Origin of the sequence: Methylobacterium symbioticum (assembly GCF_902141845.1) — a bacterium.
Taxonomy (GTDB): Bacteria; Pseudomonadota; Alphaproteobacteria; order Rhizobiales; family Beijerinckiaceae; genus Methylobacterium; species Methylobacterium symbioticum.
The window spans coordinates 76,056-94,791 of sequence record NZ_CABFPH010000006.1 but is presented as its reverse complement, the minus strand read 5'-3'; the positions used below and the strand labels follow the sequence as shown (position 1 = coordinate 94,791).

16 protein-coding genes and 1 tRNA gene are annotated in these 18,736 nt (G+C 68.2%); 8 read left to right on the top strand and 9 right to left on the bottom strand.

Translation table 11 applies throughout. The features are described from left to right. Positions 1-86 precede the first annotated feature (86 nt). Positions 87-1,508, bottom strand: coding sequence for a lipopolysaccharide biosynthesis protein (locus MET9862_RS04025; RefSeq protein WP_142581815.1), 1,422 nt, complete (start codon positions 1,506-1,508; stop codon positions 87-89). Between the two features lie 312 nt (positions 1,509-1,820). Here MET9862_RS04025 and MET9862_RS04020 point away from each other — a divergent pair, with 312 nt between their 5' ends. Beyond that, positions 1,821-4,100, top strand: a complete 2,280-nt coding sequence (locus tag MET9862_RS04020) for a putative bifunctional diguanylate cyclase/phosphodiesterase (protein ID WP_142581814.1) — start codon at positions 1,821-1,823, stop codon at positions 4,098-4,100. A gap of 400 nt (positions 4,101-4,500) precedes the next feature. Further along, the gene (locus tag MET9862_RS04015; RefSeq protein WP_244612556.1) at positions 4,501-5,604 is read left to right on the top strand and encodes a PAS domain-containing protein; all 1,104 of its coding nucleotides are present in this window, start codon (positions 4,501-4,503) and stop codon (positions 5,602-5,604) included. A gap of 30 nt (positions 5,605-5,634) precedes the next feature. Here the strand turns inward: MET9862_RS04015 and MET9862_RS04010 are convergent, their stop codons facing one another. Continuing rightward, on the bottom strand, positions 5,635-6,339 hold the full coding sequence (locus tag MET9862_RS04010) for a GntR family transcriptional regulator (protein ID WP_142581829.1): 705 nt from the start codon (positions 6,337-6,339) through the stop codon (positions 5,635-5,637). A gap of 178 nt (positions 6,340-6,517) precedes the next feature. On the opposite strand from MET9862_RS04010, the gene MET9862_RS04005 reads away from it, so the two are divergent. The 6 genes from MET9862_RS04005 (at position 6,518) to MET9862_RS03980 (ending at position 13,148) form a co-directional block, all read left to right on the top strand. Next, entirely contained in the window at positions 6,518-7,816 is a 1,299-nt protein-coding gene (locus MET9862_RS04005) for an MFS transporter (protein ID WP_142581813.1), read from the top strand. Positions 7,817-7,846: 30 nt separating this feature from the next. Beyond that, complete coding sequence (locus tag MET9862_RS04000) at positions 7,847-8,923, top strand: tartrate dehydrogenase (protein ID WP_142581812.1); 1,077 nt, start codon at positions 7,847-7,849, stop codon at positions 8,921-8,923. 106 nt (positions 8,924-9,029) lie between these two features. Continuing rightward, positions 9,030-10,451 (top strand): pyruvate kinase, encoded by a 1,422-nt coding sequence (gene pyk / locus MET9862_RS03995; RefSeq protein ID WP_142581811.1) that lies wholly within the window; start codon positions 9,030-9,032, stop codon positions 10,449-10,451. A gap of 218 nt (positions 10,452-10,669) precedes the next feature. Then, positions 10,670-12,199 carry a class I adenylate-forming enzyme family protein gene (locus MET9862_RS03990; RefSeq protein WP_244612555.1) on the top strand — a complete coding sequence of 510 codons (1,530 nt, stop codon included), beginning with the start codon at positions 10,670-10,672 and terminating at the stop codon, positions 12,197-12,199. A 9-nt stretch (positions 12,200-12,208) separates the two neighbouring features. Then, complete coding sequence (locus MET9862_RS03985) at positions 12,209-13,042, top strand: glycosyltransferase family 2 protein (protein ID WP_142581809.1); 834 nt, start codon at positions 12,209-12,211, stop codon at positions 13,040-13,042. Between the two features lie 13 nt (positions 13,043-13,055). Beyond that, a tRNA-Ser gene (locus MET9862_RS03980) sits at positions 13,056-13,148 on the top strand. Between the two features lie 274 nt (positions 13,149-13,422). Here the strand turns inward: MET9862_RS03980 and MET9862_RS03975 are convergent. The 7 genes from MET9862_RS03975 to MET9862_RS29940 form a co-directional block, all read right to left on the bottom strand. Beyond that, entirely contained in the window at positions 13,423-14,580 is a 1,158-nt protein-coding gene (locus MET9862_RS03975) for a T6SS phospholipase effector Tle1-like catalytic domain-containing protein (RefSeq protein ID WP_142581808.1), read from the bottom strand. Positions 14,581-14,660: 80 nt separating this feature from the next. Then, a complete protein-coding gene (locus MET9862_RS03970; RefSeq protein WP_109950268.1) occupies positions 14,661-15,101 on the bottom strand; it encodes a ubiquitination-like system serine protease family protein in 441 nt (146 codons plus the stop codon). Further along, complete coding sequence (locus MET9862_RS03965; RefSeq protein WP_142581807.1) at positions 15,098-16,282, bottom strand: ThiF family adenylyltransferase; 1,185 nt, start codon at positions 16,280-16,282, stop codon at positions 15,098-15,100. The genes MET9862_RS03970 and MET9862_RS03965 overlap by 4 nt, the downstream gene beginning before the upstream one ends. Then, complete coding sequence (locus MET9862_RS03960; protein WP_142581806.1) at positions 16,257-16,976, bottom strand: multiubiquitin domain-containing protein; 720 nt, start codon at positions 16,974-16,976, stop codon at positions 16,257-16,259. The genes MET9862_RS03965 and MET9862_RS03960 overlap by 26 nt, the downstream gene beginning before the upstream one ends. Positions 16,977-17,150: 174 nt before the next feature. Next, on the bottom strand, positions 17,151-17,597 hold the full coding sequence (locus MET9862_RS30405; protein WP_280178949.1) for a HipA domain-containing protein: 447 nt from the start codon (positions 17,595-17,597) through the stop codon (positions 17,151-17,153). Continuing rightward, positions 17,594-18,064: a HipA domain-containing protein gene (locus MET9862_RS30400; protein ID WP_280178948.1), complete on the bottom strand. Its 471-nt coding sequence runs from the start codon at positions 18,062-18,064 to the stop codon at positions 17,594-17,596. The genes MET9862_RS30405 and MET9862_RS30400 overlap by 4 nt, the downstream gene beginning before the upstream one ends. Positions 18,065-18,187: 123 nt before the next feature. Further along, on the bottom strand, positions 18,188-18,457 hold the full coding sequence (locus MET9862_RS29940; RefSeq protein ID WP_244612554.1) for a HipA N-terminal domain-containing protein: 270 nt from the start codon (positions 18,455-18,457) through the stop codon (positions 18,188-18,190). Between the last annotated feature and the right edge of the window lie 279 nt (positions 18,458-18,736).

Here is an 18,736-nt window from a genome sequence, read left to right as displayed (position 1 = left end):
TCCGGTGGGATGCCGGAGCAAGGCTCCGGTGTCCTTCCCGAGTTCAACCCGGACTCGCGAGAGGGGCGATCCCTCTCGACCATCGATCAGCCGGCCCGGCGGCGGGTCGGCCAGTATTCGCGGAACAGGAGGGCGAGGGCGACGAGGTAGAGCCCGCCGGACCCGGCGATGGTGAGGACGAGGCGGAGCTTCGCGCCGAGTTCGCCCTGGAGCGAAGGAGCAAGGGCGAGGGCCACGACCATCAGCGCGGTCGCGGCCGCGATCTTCAGGAGCGGCGGAAGCGTGAAGCGCAGGCCCTGCCGCCACGCCCCGACGAAGCAGATGACGAAGCCGAGCGCCGAGCCGGCGAGGCAGCCGATGCAGGCGCCCGGCAGGCCGCCCCAGGCGAGCCCGGCGGCGCAGCCGGCGAGCGTGGCCGCGGCCTCGGCCAGGTTTACGCCGAGGAGAAAGCCGGTCCGGCCGAGGAGAAGGAAGACCTGATCGACGCAGTGGACGCGCAGGTTGCGGATCGCGGCCGCGACCGTGGCGATCGGAAGGAGCACCCGGGTGGCCTCGCGGAAGTCCGCGCCGATCAGGAGATCGACGAGGGGCGGCGTCAGCCAGATCACGCCCACCGTCGAGGGGACGAGGATCGCGAGCAGCAGCAGGCTGCTCCGGGAGACCTGCGCGTAGGCGGCCTCTGGACCCGAGCGCTCCATGCGCTCCACGGCGATCGGGAAGGCGGCGGCGGTCACCAGCATGGCCGCGACCGACATCAGCCTCTGGCCGAGGCCCCAGCCGACCGAGAGCAGGCCGACCGCCGTCGCGCCCTCGAACTGCTCCACGATCACCCGTATGCCGTTCACCGTGAACCAGCCGACCGCGCCCGCAGCGAGGAGGGGGGCGCTGAAGAAGAAGGCCCGGCGCAGCACCGTGCGGTCGAGGGAGACGGTGCGCGCGGGCACCACCGCGAACCAGAGCAGGGGCAGCACGGCGATCTGCGCGATGGCGAAGCCCGCAAGTGCCGCCGCCGCCGTAGGCGTCCAGAGCACCAGCCCGATCGCGATGCCGAGACCGAGGACCGGGCCCACCGTCTGCGCGGCCGTGTAGAGGCCGATCGCCTGTGCCGCCCGTGCGCGCTCCGCCATGTGCATCGTGAGGCTGCGGCTGATCGTGTAGCCCACCGCGGCGGCGAAGAGTCCGGGGGTCAGCGGGGAATCGCCGACGGTCAGCAGCGCCACCGTGACGGCGAGCTGCAGGGCGGCGCTCACCAGTAGGACGGCGTTCTCATGCGCGCCCTGCCGCTGCCGTTCCTCCGGGCTCGTCGCTGCCGCCGCGTAGCGCAGGACGTAGCTCGACCACCAGGCGAGACAGAGTTGGAACACCAGCTCCTGCATGGCCAGGATGAGCGCCACCGTGCCGTAGGCGGCCGGCGGCATGAGATGCGTCCAGACCACCACCGCCGCAAATTGGGCGAGCGGCCCGATCAGCTGCGCCGGCAGGTAGAGGAGCGTGCGGGATAGGAGCACGGGCGCCTCGTTCAGGCCCCTCACCGCCGGGATCGGCGCGAAGCGGGCGGGCTGTGCAGGAGAGCGGCACGGGGCGGGGCACCGGTGCTCGCGTGCAGCGATTGGCGCGCCGGGATCGACGCGCGGGACGCTCGTTCTAGCCGTATCTTCTCTCCAAGACGTGAACCGGCCCCGCGCCTGTGCAACCGCTCGGATCTGTTTATCGACCTCAGCACGCGAAGGTTGCGATATCTTAAGCTGCTGTCCCCAAGCTCGTCCGGTGCGGCTGCGGCCGCTTCTCGACGGTACGCATTTCGGACAGCCTCGCCTTCCATGACCGTACAGATCCCCTCCGAGGCGGACCGGCTCGAGGCGCTGCGCAGCCTCGCCGTGCGTCCGGTGCCCGAGCCGGAATACGACGCAGTCTGCCGGACCGCCTGCGCTTTGTTTAATGCGCCGATCGCCTGGGTATCCCTGGTCGAGGCCGACTCACAATGGTTCAAGGCTCGCTGCGGTCTCGATCTTGACGGCACGACGCGCGGTGCCTCGTTCTGCACCCATACCATCCGGTCCGACGAGATCCTCGTCATTGAGGACGCATCGCAGGATCCCCGCTTCGTCTCGAGCCCCCTTGTGCGGGGCGATGCCGGCGTCCGCTTCTATGCCGGCGCGCCCCTCGTCCTCGGGCCCGGCCTGCGCCTCGGAGCCCTCTGCATCGTCGACCGGATGCCGCGCCGCTTCTCCGAGCGGGAGCGCGCGCAGTTGCAGGACCTTGCCCAGGTGGTGATGGCGCAGTTGCAGGCCGGCCGGGCTGCGCGCGAGGCCCGGGAGAGCGCGGCGAGCTTCCGCCTGCTCGCCGAGAGCACCAGTGACATGATCACCCGATGCGACCTGCAGGGTACGCGTCTCTACGTCTCGCCGGCCTCCGAGACCCTGCTCGGCTACAGGCCGGAGGAACTCATCGGCACGAAACCCCGCGACCTGATCCATCCCGACGATGCCGAAGCCTATGGGCGCCTGCTCGGTCAGGTCCGCAGCGGCGCGATCTCCCGCGCGGTCACGCAGCATCGCTACCGGCACAAGGACGGGTCCTGGGTCTGGGTCGAGGTGTCCTTCGGCTTGGCACGGGCGGATGAGGGCGAGCAGCCCGCGGGATACATCGCCGCCGTGCGCGACGTCTCCCGCCGGAAGGAGGCCGAGGATCGCATGGCGCATATGGCGCGCCACGATCCGCTGACCGACCTGCCGAACCGTCTGCTGTTCCGCGAGGAACTCGATCGGGCGCTGGCCCGACTCGACCGCGACGGAACCGGCTTCGCGCTGCTTTGCCTCGATCTCGACCACTTCAAGAGCGTCAACGACACGTTGGGCCACCAGGCCGGCGACCGCCTGCTGCGCGTGGTGGCGGGCCGGATCCGCGGCGTCCTGCGCCGCGGCGACGTGGCGGCGCGCCTCGGCGGCGACGAGTTCGTAATCATTCAGGCGGGTTGCGCCGGGCCGGAGGACGCGATGGGGCTCGCCGCGCGGGTGGTCGAAGCGATGGCCGCACCTGTCGATCTTGGTGGCTACCCGACCGGGATCGGCATCAGCATCGGCATCGCGCTTGCTCCCTGCGATGCGCGCGCGCCCGAGGATCTCCTCGCCCGCGCTGACGTAGCGCTCTATCGCGCGAAGGCGGCCGGTCGGAACACGTGGCGCCTCGCGGAGGGCGAGGCCATGCCCGATGCGGCCCCGCTGCGGACCGAGGCGCCGGGCCGCCGCCGCGCCGCCGCGGCCGTGCCGGCGATGAGGGCCGAGACCGCGAGCCGGGTTCGGATCGGTGGCGAAGTCCGCGCTGCGCTCGCGGCGCATGAGATCGTCCCCTTCTACCAGCCCAAGGTCTGCTGCCGGACCGGGCAGGTCAGCGGCTTCGAAGCGCTCGCCCGCTGGCAGCATCCGACGCGCGGCGTCCTGACGCCGGGCTATTTCGGGGCGGCCTTCGAGGATCAGGACCTCGCGACGGCGATCGGCGACACGCTGTTGCGACAGGTTGCGGCTGACATGCGCGCCTGGAACGCGGGAGGGCTCGCGTTCGGCCGCGTCGCGGTCAACGTCTCCTCGGCGGAGTTCCGCAAGCCCGACCTCGCGGGCAGCATCCTGGAGGTTCTCGCCGCCTACGGCGTGCCGACCACGCATTTCGAGCTTGAGGTCACCGAGACAGTGTTTCTCGGGCAGGGCGCCGAGAATGTCCCGGCGGTGCTGAACCGCCTTCACGACAGCGGCGTCCTCGTGACGCTCGATGATTTCGGCACGGGCTTCGCATCGCTGACGCATCTGAAGCAGTTTCCGGTCGATCACATCAAGGTGGATCAGAGCTTCGTGCGAAACATGGAGCAGGACGGTGACGATGCCGCCATCGTGGCGGCCGTGGTCGGCCTTGGCCGCAGCCTCGGCATGCGTGTAACTGCCGAGGGCGTGGAGCGTCCTGGTCAGGTCGAGCGCCTGCGCGCTCTCGGCTGCGACTACGCCCAGGGCTACCATTTCGCCAAGCCGATGGCGGCGTCCCGCGTGCCGTACTTCCTGCGAAGCTGGGTCCTGTCTGCGCCGGATCCGATCCGATTCAGATCGGTCTGAGCGTCGCTGCAGACGAACCCTTCGCACGGTCACCGCTGGCAGGAGAATGCCCGGTGAGCGGGCGTCGATCGAGAGAGTCCGAGGCACGCCGGATGGGCCGGGTCTAATCCCGATCTGTTTTGATCAAAGATCCGTGATTCTGTTGATCGACTTTGGACTCAAATGCGCTGTTATTTTGAATAGGTGAGCCTTAAGGCGATGTTTACCACTGTAGTCGGATCGCCTATCTGACTCAGCCGGCCGCCCTGCCGTGGAGTCCGGAGGCGGTCGGTCCGGTTGAGTGCACCCCACGAAGCTCTCGAGCAACGGGAGCCTCCGCTCCGGCCGCGATGGCGCGGCGGGCGCTTCGTGAGAGACATTCAGGGTTGTAATTGGCGGGAAGCGCGTCAGGGAGTCCGAGGTGCCGACACGTTCGCTCATGCGGCCGCGCGAGGAAGGACAGGGCGGGGCGTCGGGCGCCCAGGCCTTTTCCTCCCGGCATTTCCTCAAGCTCGTCGAGGATACGGGCGAGGTCGGCTTCTGGTCGGCCGACCTGCGCCGCGATCAGCTCAACGCGTCGGTCGGCCTCTCCCGCATCCTCGGCCTCGATCCCATGGCTGAGGCGACGTTCAGCATGGTCCTCGACATGCTCCACCCGGACGACCGGGCCGCGCATGTCGACCAGTTCGCGGTGCTGCGCAGCGGGCAGCCGATCAGCCGAGAGTTCCGCATCGTCCGGCCGGACCGGACCGCGCGCTGGCTCCTCCACCGTGCGGAGGTGATGATCGGCCCGGACGGACGGCCGCACCAGGCCATGGGCGTGGTCTTCGACGTGACCGCTCGGCACGACAGCCTGCGCTCGGTCGAGCAGCGGCACGACCGCTTCAATGCCTTGCTCTCGGTGACCGCGGCGGTCGTCTGGATCGTCGGTCCGGACGGTGAGCAGCGCGAGATGCCGCAATGGCAGACCCTGACCGGGCAGAGCCAGGCCGAGGTCCAGGGGATGGGCTGGCTGCGGGCCGTCCATCCGGAGGACCGCGAGCGCACGGAGGCAGCGTGGCGCACGGCCATCTCCCACGCCTCACCCTACAACACCGATTACCGGATCCTGTGCGCGGACGGCGTCTATCGCTGGTTCAACGCGCGCGGCGTGCCGATCATGAACCGCGACGGCTCGATCCGGGAATGGGTCGGCGTCTGCCTGAGCGTGCCCGGCAACAATCGTTACGGGTCGTCCGCCGCACGCGCCGAGGCCCAGGTCCCCCTCGTCGACACCTCCGACCGCGGGATCACCGCCGCCCAGGTGCGGGCGGCTCGAGGGATGACCGGATTGTCGAAGGACGAGCTCGCGCGCCGAGCCCGCGTCTCGGTCTCGACCATCGTGCGTCTCGAGGATGAGGAGACGACCGTGCGCCCCCGGGCCGACACCGTGCTCGCGGTGCGCCGGGTGCTGGAACAGGCGGGCGTCGAGTTCACCTTCGACCCGAGCGCCATGCCCGGCGTCCGGCCCGCGCTGGTCCGGTAGGACCTTCGTCCGCGGCCGACGCGGACCGGATCAGAGGTGCTTGACGCCGAAGCTGTCGAGCAGGGGCAGAAGCGTGTCGCGGGCACGCAGGCGGTGGGTGCGGGCGCTCTCCATTGCCCCGGCCGCGTCGCCGACGCGGATGCAGTCGATGATCCGCCGATGCTCCTCGACCGACGCGCCGAGCTCGCGCCGAAGCTTGAGCGTGAACATCCGCGCCCGGTGCGACTGGTCCGTGATGGTCTGGATGATCCGGATCATGCGGCCGTTGGCTGCCCCCTCGACAAGGGCGCGGTGGAAGTGCTCGTCTGCCTCACCCCAGCTGCGCAGGTCCTGCTCCGTCCAGGCCGCGTCCATCGCATCGGTCTGGACCGCCAGATCGTCCGCCACAGCTCGGCGCTGGTGCTCGGGTCTTGCGGCGATCAACTCGGCGGCCCGTCCCTCGATGGCAACGATGACGTCATAGATCTCGCGCATGTCATCGGGGGCGAGCGCGCAGATCAGGATGCCGCGGCGCGGCAGCACGCGTACGAGACCGTCCTCCTGCAGGCGGATCGCGGCCTCGTGCACGGGCGTGCGGCTCATGCCGAGGCGAAGGGCGATCTCCTGCTCTGAAGCCTGATAGCCTGGCGCGAAGCTCGAATCGCGGATCGCCTGCTTCATGGCCGCGTAGGCGTCATCCACGAGGGACGGACGCCGCTCGCTGTCCCGATCCGCGTCGGCCCGTCCGCGCACCATCATCGTCCCTCCGGATCCGCTCCGAGCGTACCAGCTTCCATGCAAGCTGCAATGGTCACTTGACAAGACGATGAGAGTCGGCGCAACTCATGCCATCTTGCATGCAAGTTGGCGCGCAAAGATCCGCTCAAGGATCGATGCAAAGATCGACGCATGTCGGGTCAAGCCGGAGGAAACGATGGACGCATCGCTCGAGCGGGCGACCATGCGCAGGGTCGCGTGGCGCCTGATCCCCTTTATCTGCCTACTCTACTTTATCGCCTTCATCGACCGCGTGAATATCGGCTTCGCGGCGCTGACAATGAACAAGGACCTCGGCTTCTCGTCGTCCGTATTCGGCTTCGGGGCCGGGGTGTTCTTCTTCGGCTACTTCCTGTTCGAAGTGCCTTCTAACATCATCCTCGACAAGGTCGGTGCGCGACTCTGGATCGCCCGCGTGATGATCACCTGGGGTATCATCTCGGGCGCCTTCGCCTTCATCAAGGGCGAGACGAGCTTCTACGTGCTGCGCTTCCTACTCGGCGCGGCCGAAGCCGGGTTCTTTCCCGGGATCATCCTCTACTTGAGCTACTGGTTCCCGGCCCGTTACCGGGCCGGCGTCGTCTCGCTGTTCATGGCGGCGGCGCCGATCTCGGTGGTGCTCGGCTCGCCCCTCTCCGGCGCGTTGCTTGAGATGGAGGGCGTCATGGGCCTCCATGGCTGGCAATGGATGTTCCTCATCGAGGCCATCCCAGCCGTGCTGCTCGGCATCATGGTGCTGTTCTACATGACGGACCGGCCTGAGAAGGCGAAGTGGCTCTCCGACGATCAACGGGCCTGGCTCGTCGCAGAGATGAACGGGGAGCGCGCCTCCAAGCAGATCTCCGCCAAGCACAGCATCTTGAGCGGGATGGCCGATCTGCGCGTACTGGCCCTGGCGCTCGTCTATTTCGGCACTTCGGCCGGCCTCTACACCCTCGGCATCTGGGCGCCGCAGATCATCAGGAGCTTCGGGCTCTCCCCGATGACGGTCGGCTTCCTGAATGCCGTGCCGCCGACCGTCGCGGTGGTCGCGATGATTCTGTGGGCCCGCCACTCCGACCGGACGGGCGAGCGCACATGGCACGTGGTCATTGCCTGTCTCGTCGCGGCTCTCGGGCTGATGCTCGCCGGCGGGGCGTCCTCGGTCGCCGCGGTCATCGCCGCACTCAGCCTCGTCAATATCGGGATCAGCGCCGCCAAGCCGCCGCTCTGGGCCATGCCGACCATGTTCCTCTCCGGCTCGGCCGCGGCGGTGGGCATCGCCACGATCAACTCGATCGGCAATCTCGGCGGCTTCGTCGGCCCCTGGGTGATCGGCTGGATCAAGGACCAGACGGGCGGCTTCACGGGTGGGCTGGTCTTCGTGGCCGCGCTGCTCGTCCTTTCCGCAATCCTCAGCCTCGTCGTCGCCCGCGTTGGGCGCCGGCCCGACACCGCCGGCGCCGTCGCGCGCTGAAATGCCTGTTCCCTGTCACGGAGATTTCTGATGAAGACCTACAGCATCGCCGCCATTCCCGCCGACGGCATCGGTATCGAGGTCATCGCCGCGGGCATCGAGGTGCTCGACGCGCTGGCCGAGAAGACCGGCAGCTTCCGGTTCAAGTTCGACCATTTCGACTGGGGCTCGGACTACTACAAGACGCACGGCGTGATGATGCCTGCCGACGGGCGCGAGCAGATCAAGGACCACGACGCGATCTTCTTCGGCGCCGTGGGAGCGCCGGACGTGCCGGACCACATCACGCTCTGGGGCCTGCGGCTCGCCATCTGCCAGCCCTTCGACCAGTACGCCAATGTGCGGCCGACCCGGATCCTGCCGGGGATCACCAGCCCGCTGCGCCACGTCTCCGGCCCGGAGCTGAACTGGGTGATCGTGCGCGAGAACTCCGAGGGCGAGTATGCCGGGGTCGGCGGCCGGGTCCACCAAGGCCATCCCAATGAGGTCGCCACGGACGTCTCGATGATGACCCGCTCCGGTGTCGACCGTATCATCCGCTTCGCGTTCAAGCTGGCGCAGTCGCGTCCGCGCAAGCTCCTGACCGTGGTGACCAAGTCGAACGCGCAGCGCCATGCCATGGTGATGTGGGACGAGATCGCGGCCGAGGTGGCGAAGGACTTCCCCGACGTGACCTGGGACAAGATGCTCGTCGATGCGATGACCATGCGCATGACGATGAAGCCGGAGACCCTCGACACGATCGTCGCGACGAACCTTCACGCCGACATCCTCTCGGACCTCGCGGCGGCGCTGGCAGGCTCGCTCGGCATCGCGCCGACCGCCAACATCAATCCCGAGCGGACCTATCCCTCGATGTTCGAGCCGATCCACGGCTCGGCCTTCGACATCACGGGCAAGGGCATCGCCAACCCGATCGCCACCTTCTGGACGGCGTGCCAGATGCTGGAGCATCTCGGCGAGAAGCCGGCCGCCGACCGGCTGATGCGGGCAGTCGAGCGCGTCACCGCGGATCCGAGCCTGCACACGCCCGATCTCGGCGGCAAGGCAACGACCCGTCAGGTCACGGATGCGGTGATCGCGGCCGTGCAGGGCGACAACGAGTAGGCTATCACGCACTCGAATCCGGGATTCCGAAGGGACCTCGTCCCTTGGAGTTCCGGGACCTGAGGTCCACGCTTGCGAGAGGCGGCCTGTCCGGGCCGAGGACACCATGCGTCGTCACCGCCACGCCAAGATCGTCGCCACGGTCGGACCCGCCACCCATACGCCGGAGATGCTGAAAGCCCTGTTCCTGGCCGGCGTCGACACCTTCCGTCTCAATTTCAGCCATGGCATCCAGGCCGACCACGCCAAGGTTCACGCCGCGATCCGCGCGCTGGAACAGGAGGTCGGCCGTCCCATCGCCATCCTGCAGGACCTGCAAGGCCCGAAGATCCGCGTCGGTACCGTCCGCGACGGCCGGCTCGCGGTAGCGCCGGGCGAGAGCCTGCGCTTCGTGCTGCGCGGCGCCGACGGCGACGCCCGCGCAATCCCGCTGCCCCATCCGGAGATCTTCGCCGCCGTTGTGCCCGGTCAGGAACTCCTGATCGATGACGGCCGCGTGCGGGTGCGCGTCACGGGCATCGAGGCGGAGGCGATCGAGGCCGAGGTGGTGATCGGCGGCGCCATCTCGAACCGCAAGGGCGTGAACCTGCCAGGCACGCTGCTCGATGTGTCGCCGCTGACGGAGAAGGACCGGGCCGACCTCGCCTTCGGTCTCGATCTCGGCGTCGATTGGGTGGCCCTCTCCTTCGTGCAGAAGCCCGCCGACCTGATCGAGGCGCGCGGCCTGATCGGGGACCGGGCCGGCATCATGACCAAGGTCGAGAAGCCGCAGGCGCTCGACCGGATCGAGGACATCATCCGACTCTCGGACGCGGTGATGGTGGCGCGCGGCGATCTCGGCGTCGAAATCCCGCACGAGGACGTGCCGGGCCGCCAGAAGGAGCTGATCCGGGCCTGCCGGCTGGCGGTGAAGCCCGTGGTGGTGGCGACCCAGATGCTCGACTCGATGGTGTCGGCCCCGACGCCGACCCGGGCCGAGGCCTCGGATGTGGCGACCGCGATCTATGATGGCGCGGATGCCGTGATGCTCTCGGCGGAATCAGCCACCGGCCGCTATCCGGTCGAGGCGGTGGCGATGATGGACCGCATCATCCGCTCCGTGGAGGGACACAAGCTCTATCGCTCGATCGTCGCCGCCTCGGAGCCCGGCGAGGAGGAGACACCGCCCCACGCGGTCGCCACCGCGACGGCCGAACTCGCGCAGGCCGTGCACGCTTCGGCGATTGTGACCTACACCCTGTCGGGGACCACGGCCGCGCGCGTTGCCCGCAAGCGCCCGGCGGTGCCGATCCTGGCGCTGACGCCGGATCTGGGCACGTCGCGGCGGCTGAGCCTGCTCTGGGGGACGCACAGCGTGCGAGCGGACGAGGTCTCGACCTACGAGGAGATGGTCGCCAACGCGACGGCGCACGCGGTGGAGGAAGGCTTCGCCCGCGCGAGCGATCTCGTCGTGATCACCGCCGGCATCCCCTTCGCGGTGATGGGGACGACGAACAACATCCGCATCGCGCAGATCCCGGTGACGTAGGGACGGAAACCAGCGTTCTGAGGCGAATGACAGTAGAGCTTTTCGCCGATTCTTGTCCGATCTCGAATTCTGCGCCTGTCCGGATTTGCGACGCGGGACCGCTCTCGACACGACCGTTTCCGTCGGGATCAAGCTTAGCGGGTTCGGCTTCCGACCGTTGACGCGACGCCCCACAATGGCCGACACGCGGGCAGTTTCTGCTCAGGAAGGCGCGCCCTGTGTCCGACGACCGTCATCCGCCCGCCCGTTTCAACGCCGCCCGCTACTGCCTCGGCGCGAACGCGGCCGTGCGGCCCGACAAGACCGCGCTGGTGATGGTAGGGGAGGGCGGCGCGGTCGCGAGCCTGACCTTCGGTGAGGCGGACCGTGCTGTGCGCGGCATCGCGGCAGGGCTCCTCGGGCTCGGATTGCAGCGCGGCGACCGCGTGATGATCCGCATGGGCAATGAGGCGGATTACGTGCTGGTCTATTTCGGCGCGCTCGCTGCCGGCCTCGTCGCCTTGCCGTCCTCGCCGCAGCTGACGCCGTCCGAGGCTGCTTTCCTGATGGAGAATTCGGGCGCGGCCGCCGTCGCGGTGGCGAGCGGCTGCATGGTCGACCGCGCGGCGCTCGCCGGCCGGATCCTGCTCGGGCCCGACGACATCGCTGCGATGAAAGCCGGCGGGCCGGTCGCGGACTACGCCGACACCGCAGCCGACGATCCGGCGACCCTCGTCTACACCTCCGGCACGACGAGCCGCCCGAAGGGCGTGCTGCATGCTCACCGCACCATCTATGGCCGCCGGCCGATGCTGGCCCACTGGCTCGGTCTCTCCGAGAGCGACGTGATGCTGCATGCGGGTACCATGAACTGGACCTACACGCTGGGCGTCGGCATCACCGACCCCTGGGCGGTGGGGGCGACCTCGGTGCTCTATAACGGCCCGCGCGACCCGGGCGTGTGGCCGCGCCTGATCGCCGAGCGGCGGGCCACGATCTTCGCCGCAGTCCCGAGCCTCTATCGGCAGATCCTCAAATACGGTGACCTGCCCGCCCACGACCTCGCTAGTCTGCGCCACGGCTGCACGGCGGGCGAGGCGCTGCCTGTTGACATCCTGGAGGCCTGGCGCACGGCGACGGGCAAACCGCTCTACGAGGCTCTCGGCATGAGCGAGATCTCGACCTACGTGTCGAGCGGGCCGACGATCCCGGTGCGCCCTGGCTCGCCGGGCAAGCCGCAGCCGGGGCGGCGCGTCGCGATCCTGGCGCCCGAGGGCGCGCCTGAGCCGCTGCCCGCGGGCGAGACGGGCTTGCTCGCCGTCCACCGCTCGGAGCCTGGGCTGATGCTCGGCTACTGGAACCGTCCGGACGAGGAGGCGCAGGTCTTCCGGGGCGACTGGTTCGCGGGCGGCGATCTCGCCCGGCTCGATGCCGATGGCTACCTCTGGTTCGAGGGCCGCAACGACGACCTGATGAACGCGATGGGCTACCGCGTCTCGCCGAACGAAGTGGAGGGCGTGCTCGCCGAGCACCCGGATGTCGCCGAGGTCGGGGTGGCGGAACTCGCTGTGCGGTCGGATGTCCGCGTGGTCTGCGGCTTCGTCGTTCTGCAGCCGGGAGCCGAGCCGGACGCCGAGGCGCTGTTGGGTTGGTGCCGCGCGCGGCTTGCCGCCTACAAATGCCCTCGCGAGATCCGCTTCCTCGAAGCCCTGCCGCGTACGGCCAACGGCAAGGTGCAGCGCAAGCGCCTCGCCGACGCCCTGGCCTGAGGTCCGGCGATGTCCGTCCCGCACGCGGTCCTGCCGCTCTCCGTCTTCATCATCGCCAAGAACGAGGCCGACCGGATCGGCGCCACCATCCGCGCGGTGCGCGACCTGACCGACGACCTCGTCGTGGTCGATTCCGGCTCGACGGACGGCACGCAGGCTCTCGCCGAGAGCCTCGGCGCCCGGGTGATCCACAATTCCTGGCCGGGCTACGGGCCGCAGAAGCGCTTTGCCGAGGAGCAGTGCCGCCATCCCTGGCTCCTGAACCTCGACGCCGACGAGGTGGTGCCGCCCGAGCTCGCCGCGGAGATCCGCGCCCTGTTCGCGCAGGGCGAGCCGCGCCTGCCCGCCTGGCGCACCGGGATTGCCGAGATTTTTCCCGGCGAGGGCCGGCCGCACCGCTGGGCCTACACGCTCACCCCCGTGCGCCTCTACCGGATCGATGCCGGCCGTTATTCGCCGTCCCCGGTCCACGACCGGGTGGATTTGCGACCGGGGATCGTGCCCGGGCGCCTGCGCGGGGTGATCCACCATTTCTCGGTGCGCTCGCTCGGCGACCAGCTCGACAAGCTGAATCGCTACTCCGACCAGCAGGCGGACGACCTTGAGGCCCGCGGCGTTGTCATCCCGAGCTGGCGCGTTTTCGTCGAGCTGCCGGGCAATTTCCTGAAGGCCTATCTCGGCCGGCGCCACTTCGTGCGCGGCGTCTACGGCTTCCTCACCGCGATGAACTACGCGATCTCGCGCCACCTGCGCGTCGCCAAGCACTACGAACGCCGTCGCACCGCTGCCACAGCCCCGGCTTCAACGCGGGACCGGGTTGACCGACGCGAGGCGAACTCTTAGAGCCGGTGGTGCCGGAGACGTGGCCGAGAGGCTGAAGGCACTCGTTTGCTAAATGAGCATACCCCTAAAAAGGGTATCGAGGGTTCGAATCCCTCCGTCTCCGCCACTCCTTCTCTCGTCCTGCAAATCTCTGATTCGGAACGGCTTTTTCGCTCGCTGTTTTCATATTTGTCCCCGATTTGTCCCCGCAGAAGCCGGCGCCCGAAGGACCGGGTGGAGTACAGAGGAAAGAGATGCCGGCCGTCGTGACGGCGGCGGCTCGATATTTCGTTCCTTCGAATCCCTGCGAATCGCAAAGTCACCTCCGCCGGCCGATGTCGGGTCAGGTCCCGCGACGGCGCTCCCCGTCGCGGTGCCCGGGCTGGAGCGGGATGCGTCGGTTAGCCGATCTGCGGTCCCTGCGCGGCGAGGAGCGCTCCGTCGGCTGCTCGGACAGATCCCGCCCGGCTGGCCGGATCGACCCCCAGCCGCTTCGACCACTCCGACAGATTCTGAGGTCGGTAGGCGGGGTTCGCACGCCATCGTTCGAAGACGCTTCCGTCGATGGTCTCGTTGATGCGGGAGGTCGTCTTCGTGGATCCGACCCTTGGCGGCGACCCCACCGGCCGATCGAAGGGACGTGCGATCATGCGGAGGGGAGCGGGCACGAACTGGGCATAGGAATCCGCGATCGGCGCCGTCGCATCCGACGCGTCGGTCTCGAAACCTGGGCGGAACCGGAGTCCAGCGAGCGCCGCCTTGTCCATCAGCCATTTCAGAGGCGCCTGGGCGAGGATGTCGCTCGAATAGCCTCCGCCCACGTTCGCATGCGCACCGACGAACCAGCGCTGTTCGACTTCGTCGAGCGACCGGGTCGGTCCTGCGGCCGGCGTCGTGCTCTCGATCGTGCGGGTCCAGAAGGTTGGTTCGAAGGAACGGCGATGCTCGTCGAGGGCGAGCGCGTGGAAGGCACGCCTGTTCCAGCGATAGAGGTGGGTGTCGAGGAAGCGATATCTGGCGATGCGCGACGACAGGCTCGACAATGGGCTGCCCATCGAGCCGACGGTATCGAACACGCCGACGAACTCGATGTCGGCGGCATGGCAGCAGGCGGCGACCCAACGCTCCTCCAGGCTCGACGGCGCGTTAGCAGGGGCGCCCAGGAGGGTTCTAATCGTCTTCTCGTTTCCGCGCCGGTAGCGGGCGTAGAGCTGCTCGAGCGAGAGCGGAGCTCCCGGGCGCAACACGCCGCACTTGGCGATCAGCCCCGAGAGGCTTCTGGCGGCATAGGCGCCCCGGCTGAACCCGAAGATGAAGATCGCGTCGCTGGGCTCGTAGATCTGGACGAGCCAAGCGTAGGCATCGAGGATCTCGTCGTCCAGGCCGTGCCCTCCGACGCCGCCGCGCCACTTCTCGAGCAGGCGGGTGCCGACGCCCTGCCCGTAGTAGACATGCTGGTCCGGGGCCGCCGGGTCGCAGAGCGACTTGAGGCGCCAGACGTTCGTGTTGTTGCCGAGTGTATTCCAGGTGCCGTCGAGGAAGATGGCCAGCCGCTTCATGCCCCTGCTCTCCGGGAGGTTCGAGTTCGAGATCGCCGGGCGCGCCGACATGCAGCCGGCGCACCCGGGCCTGGCATCGGCTAGAATCTGCGGGCCAGATACCGCTTCAGCCGTTCCAGGAGCCCGGTCTGCTTCTCCGGCGGAGGCGGTCCGGCCGGCGGGCTCGCGGCCGGCCCGGATCCGTAGTGACGGGCCTTCGCCGCAAGATCTCGCTCCCGCTCTGCGGCGATCTGCTCGTCGCTCCAGGGGCCGGCCTCGATGACCTTGCCCTTCCGGATAACGTAGTGGGATCGGCAAGGCTGATGCCAGTTGCCGACGGACGGGTTCAGGCTGACCGTGTCGCCGTCGTAGGTCATGGACCAGTCCGTCGGCGTGAGGGGCGTGTAGACGTCGGTGCCGCAGCCGCAGCAGCAGCTGTGGGCGACCGTGCCGTACTCCATCGAGACGTACAGCACTCCCGGATCTAGCCGATCCGGGAGTAGATCGACGAAGCGATGCTCGAGGCGCCGGTGCCGCGTCATGCCGCCACCTCGTTCACCAGCAGGTTGCCGTCGGTCGTGTAGGTGCTGTGGAGTTCGCCTTCGAAGTCCCGGTAGAACCCCTTGAGCTTTTTCCACTTCACGACCGCCATGATGGCGTTGAGCGCATTCAGGTCGGCGACCTGGATGTTCGATGCATAGACGTCTTCGTCGCCGCCGCCGGCGAAGGAGACGTGCCGCCCGATGCGATCCCGTGCGCCGGGCGTGCTAGCGGTGACCCGGAGGATGCCGCCGAGCGTCCCGTCGACGAGTTCGAGCCCCATGCCGCAGTCGATGAACGACGCGCCGATCTCCTCGAGCTTTTGCATGATCAGGCGTTTGGCCTCGCCGGAGTCGACGCAGATGAAGGCGAAGTCGATGCCGTCGAGCAGGTGGAGATTGGTTTCGTCGAGCGCGACCGGATGGGCCGAGATGCCGCGATGCATGTTCGAGTAGATGCCCGCGAAGTGGTCGACCTTCTTGGGGACCTCCCGCAGATCCTCGATCGAAGGTGCGCCGGGGGCCCGAAACGCGTTGTGCTGAAGGAAATCGTCGCCGTCGAAGAGGCGGATCTCCGAGACCGGCGTCTTCGCGACGAGATCCAGGACGTATCCGCCCGAACCGCCGAGCCCGATGATCGCCACTTTGCCGCAGAGCTTCTCCGTGAGAGCGCCGATCCGGGCCCGGCCCGAGGCCGTCTCAATGTATCTGAAGACGCCCTCCTCGCCTTCGTCCTCGGGCGTGCGGTAGACCCGCGGGTCCGCCGTTGGATCGATCTGTCGCGCCGGCCCGGAGAGGATGCCGGCGTAGGTCGCCATCTTCTCGAAGTAGTCGGCATAGCCGCCGTCGGGCTTGCTGGAGAAGGAGTGCCGGGACGCAAGACCGTGACCCCACCGCTGCGGGCAGCTCTGGTAGCGGATCGCATCGATGGGCCTGCCGGTCGCGTCGCAAGGGTAGTCGCCATCGAGATGGACGACGTGACCGTTCACTTCCGCATCCGGTCGGCGGGCGACGTCGCCCGCCAGAAGAAGGTTCGAGATGAGCGTGCCTCTGCGGATCCGCCGCTGCGCGTCCACGTACGGGACTTCGCGCATGACGAGGTACCCGCCGACGATCTGGACGCAATAGCCTTCGTCGCGAAGACGCTTGAGGTCCGGACTAGCTCTGAACGGTGCGGGTGACATTGAACCGGCTCCCGTTCTTGACGTCCACGGCGCCGCCTGCCGTCAGGCTCCCGGCATGCGGCTCGGACGCCGCGCGCTGGTAGGTCATGGTGAACACGACGTTCGCCGCCGGGGCGGAGCCCGGGAAGGCGAGCCGCACGATCTGCTCGAACGTAACCCGGAAGCCGATGACCGTATGGGGCCGGGCATTGACGATGATTTCGATCTCGGTCGGCGGCTTGCGCGCCACGACGAAGCGCTCGACGCCGGGTGCGGTGAGATCGAAGGTCTCGTCGGGCTCGATCAGCCGGTCGGTGCCGCCCGGAACGTCGAGGAAAACCGCCTCGTCGGCGCCGGGCGCCGCCAAGGCATAGAGGTCGGCGCCGGCGATCTCGGGCTTGCCCCAGGTGATCCGGGCGTCCCGTACCACGAAACGGAAGTCGCGGTCGGAGCGGAAGGCGACGAAGCGCCCGACGCCGCGACCGCGCAGATCGAACGTCTCGTTGGAACGGACATTCTCGAAGTCGCCGGTCTGCAGGATCGCGAACAGACTGAAGTCGTCGGGAGGGTGCAGTCCGGCCTCGCGGAGGATCAGGCTGCCCTCTGGGACGGGATCGGGGATCCGAAGCGGACGGAACTGCAGGTTCCCGTACGCCAGTTCGATGCGGTAGGTGTCGTGGTGGTCGTCGTGACCGCGGTCGGGAAGGGGAGGCATGATGTGATTCCTTCGAGGATGGGCCGGACGGCGTCCGGTCTCGAAGGATCAATCGAAGGGATTAGGCTTGACCGGTAAGCTCGGCCGCGGAAAATTTCATTCCGTCGTGTCGAAGGAGCGGGCTGCCGGCTGCGCGCCAGGGCCGGCGCAGCCATCGACGGATCGACCTCCGCTTCACCCCGACGGCGACGTGGATTGCACCCCGGTGCGCGCGCGTGGGGACCATCTGTCGATGATGTCACCGATCTCCGAAGCCCGGCGACGAGACAGCCTCGCGGCCTCGGCGAATTCGGGCCATTGCCCGATCGCCTCGCGAACTTCTTCGACGACCGCCCTGGCGTCGGCCGGAGAAATGGATGCTTCGGCGGCGACCTTCATGATCTCTGGCTCGCCGGGATTTCGGCTTTCGCCGGCGACGGCGAGATTGTGTTCGCCGCAGGGTCCCACCGAACAGGTGAGGTCATAGGCGGGAGCGGTCGTCCAGCGCCCGTCGGACGACATCTGGAAGGCGTGGTTTTTGGCGTGGTCATCCCGGTTGTGGGCGAACACGTTGAATATCATGCGGCGGAAGACCTGCCGGACCTCCTGGACGTCTCGCGTCAGGTTGCCCGCGATTCTCATGAGGAGTCCATGGCTCCGGGGAGACGGTGGTCGGCCTCCGCGAGGCCCGACGCCGTGTGCAAGTGGACGCGGCAGGTCTCGGCGTGGTCGAACCTGCTTACGGTAAAATAGCTCCCCGCCTTCGTCCGGATCAGATCAGCCTCCGGGATGACGACGCCGGCGGCACGTGCCATGAGCGAGTAGGCATACTCCTCGGCACCGATCTCGGCCGGGTCGTCCCTCGGTCCGAATTTGAGCAGCCAATGCCCGTAGCCGTCGGGCAGACCTTCTCCGGCGTTGTAGCGGACAGTCCGGGTGGACGGATCGAAACCGATTACGACCTTCGGCCGGGCGCCCCCCGAACTGCCCTCTGCCTGCCGCAGGGTGTCGATGTCCGCCTCCGGCAGATCGTCTTCGACCTGCCGCGCCTGGCCTGCCAGCCATTCGAGATCGGCGACGCCTTCCGGCGACTGCTCGTCCAGCGGCATTTCGGGCACCTACCGCAGCGTACTCATTCCCCTGGTCCCGACCGCGGCCAGCCGGTCCAGCGGCGTCAGAAAGCGATAGTCGTAGCCTCGCTTCCGCAGACTTCCTTCCAGGAGCCGCCGTCCTCAGCCATCGGGAAGGCTGTCGTTGAAGAGACCATGAAGGCCTTCGAACGTCTGTGCCCGAGCCGACGTCACACCAGCCTTGGCCGGGAGGCGGAAGGGCGAGATTGGAAGCGGGGCGCCGAGGAAACCCCGATCGAACTCGAAGTAGGCCCTCCGTTCATCCTTGCGCCAAGCCAGCCTGCCGAGCGGGCGGCTTCGGTCGCCGATCGCGATCTCGACGCCGAGGGCGCCGATCTGCAGGAAGGACTTGTTCCGTCGCTTCGCGGTCATCGCCGGCGGCCCCTTGCTATCTTGAGAGGTTGCGCCATCACCTGTTCGAGAGTCTCGAACTGCCGGAGTATGAACAGGCTATCGAAACCGCTCTCGGCCTGTAGGGCGAATGCGATGTCGACCGAAGCGCTTGAGGGAGCCCAGGCTCACTCCCGACCGTTCGGCGAGCGCGTCCTGGGTCAGCTGTTCCCGCAGACGGCACTCCTTCGCCCAGGCGGCACCCGACGCCAGGATCTCCGAAGGTGCATTGAGGGATAACATGTTATCTTCACGGCCCTG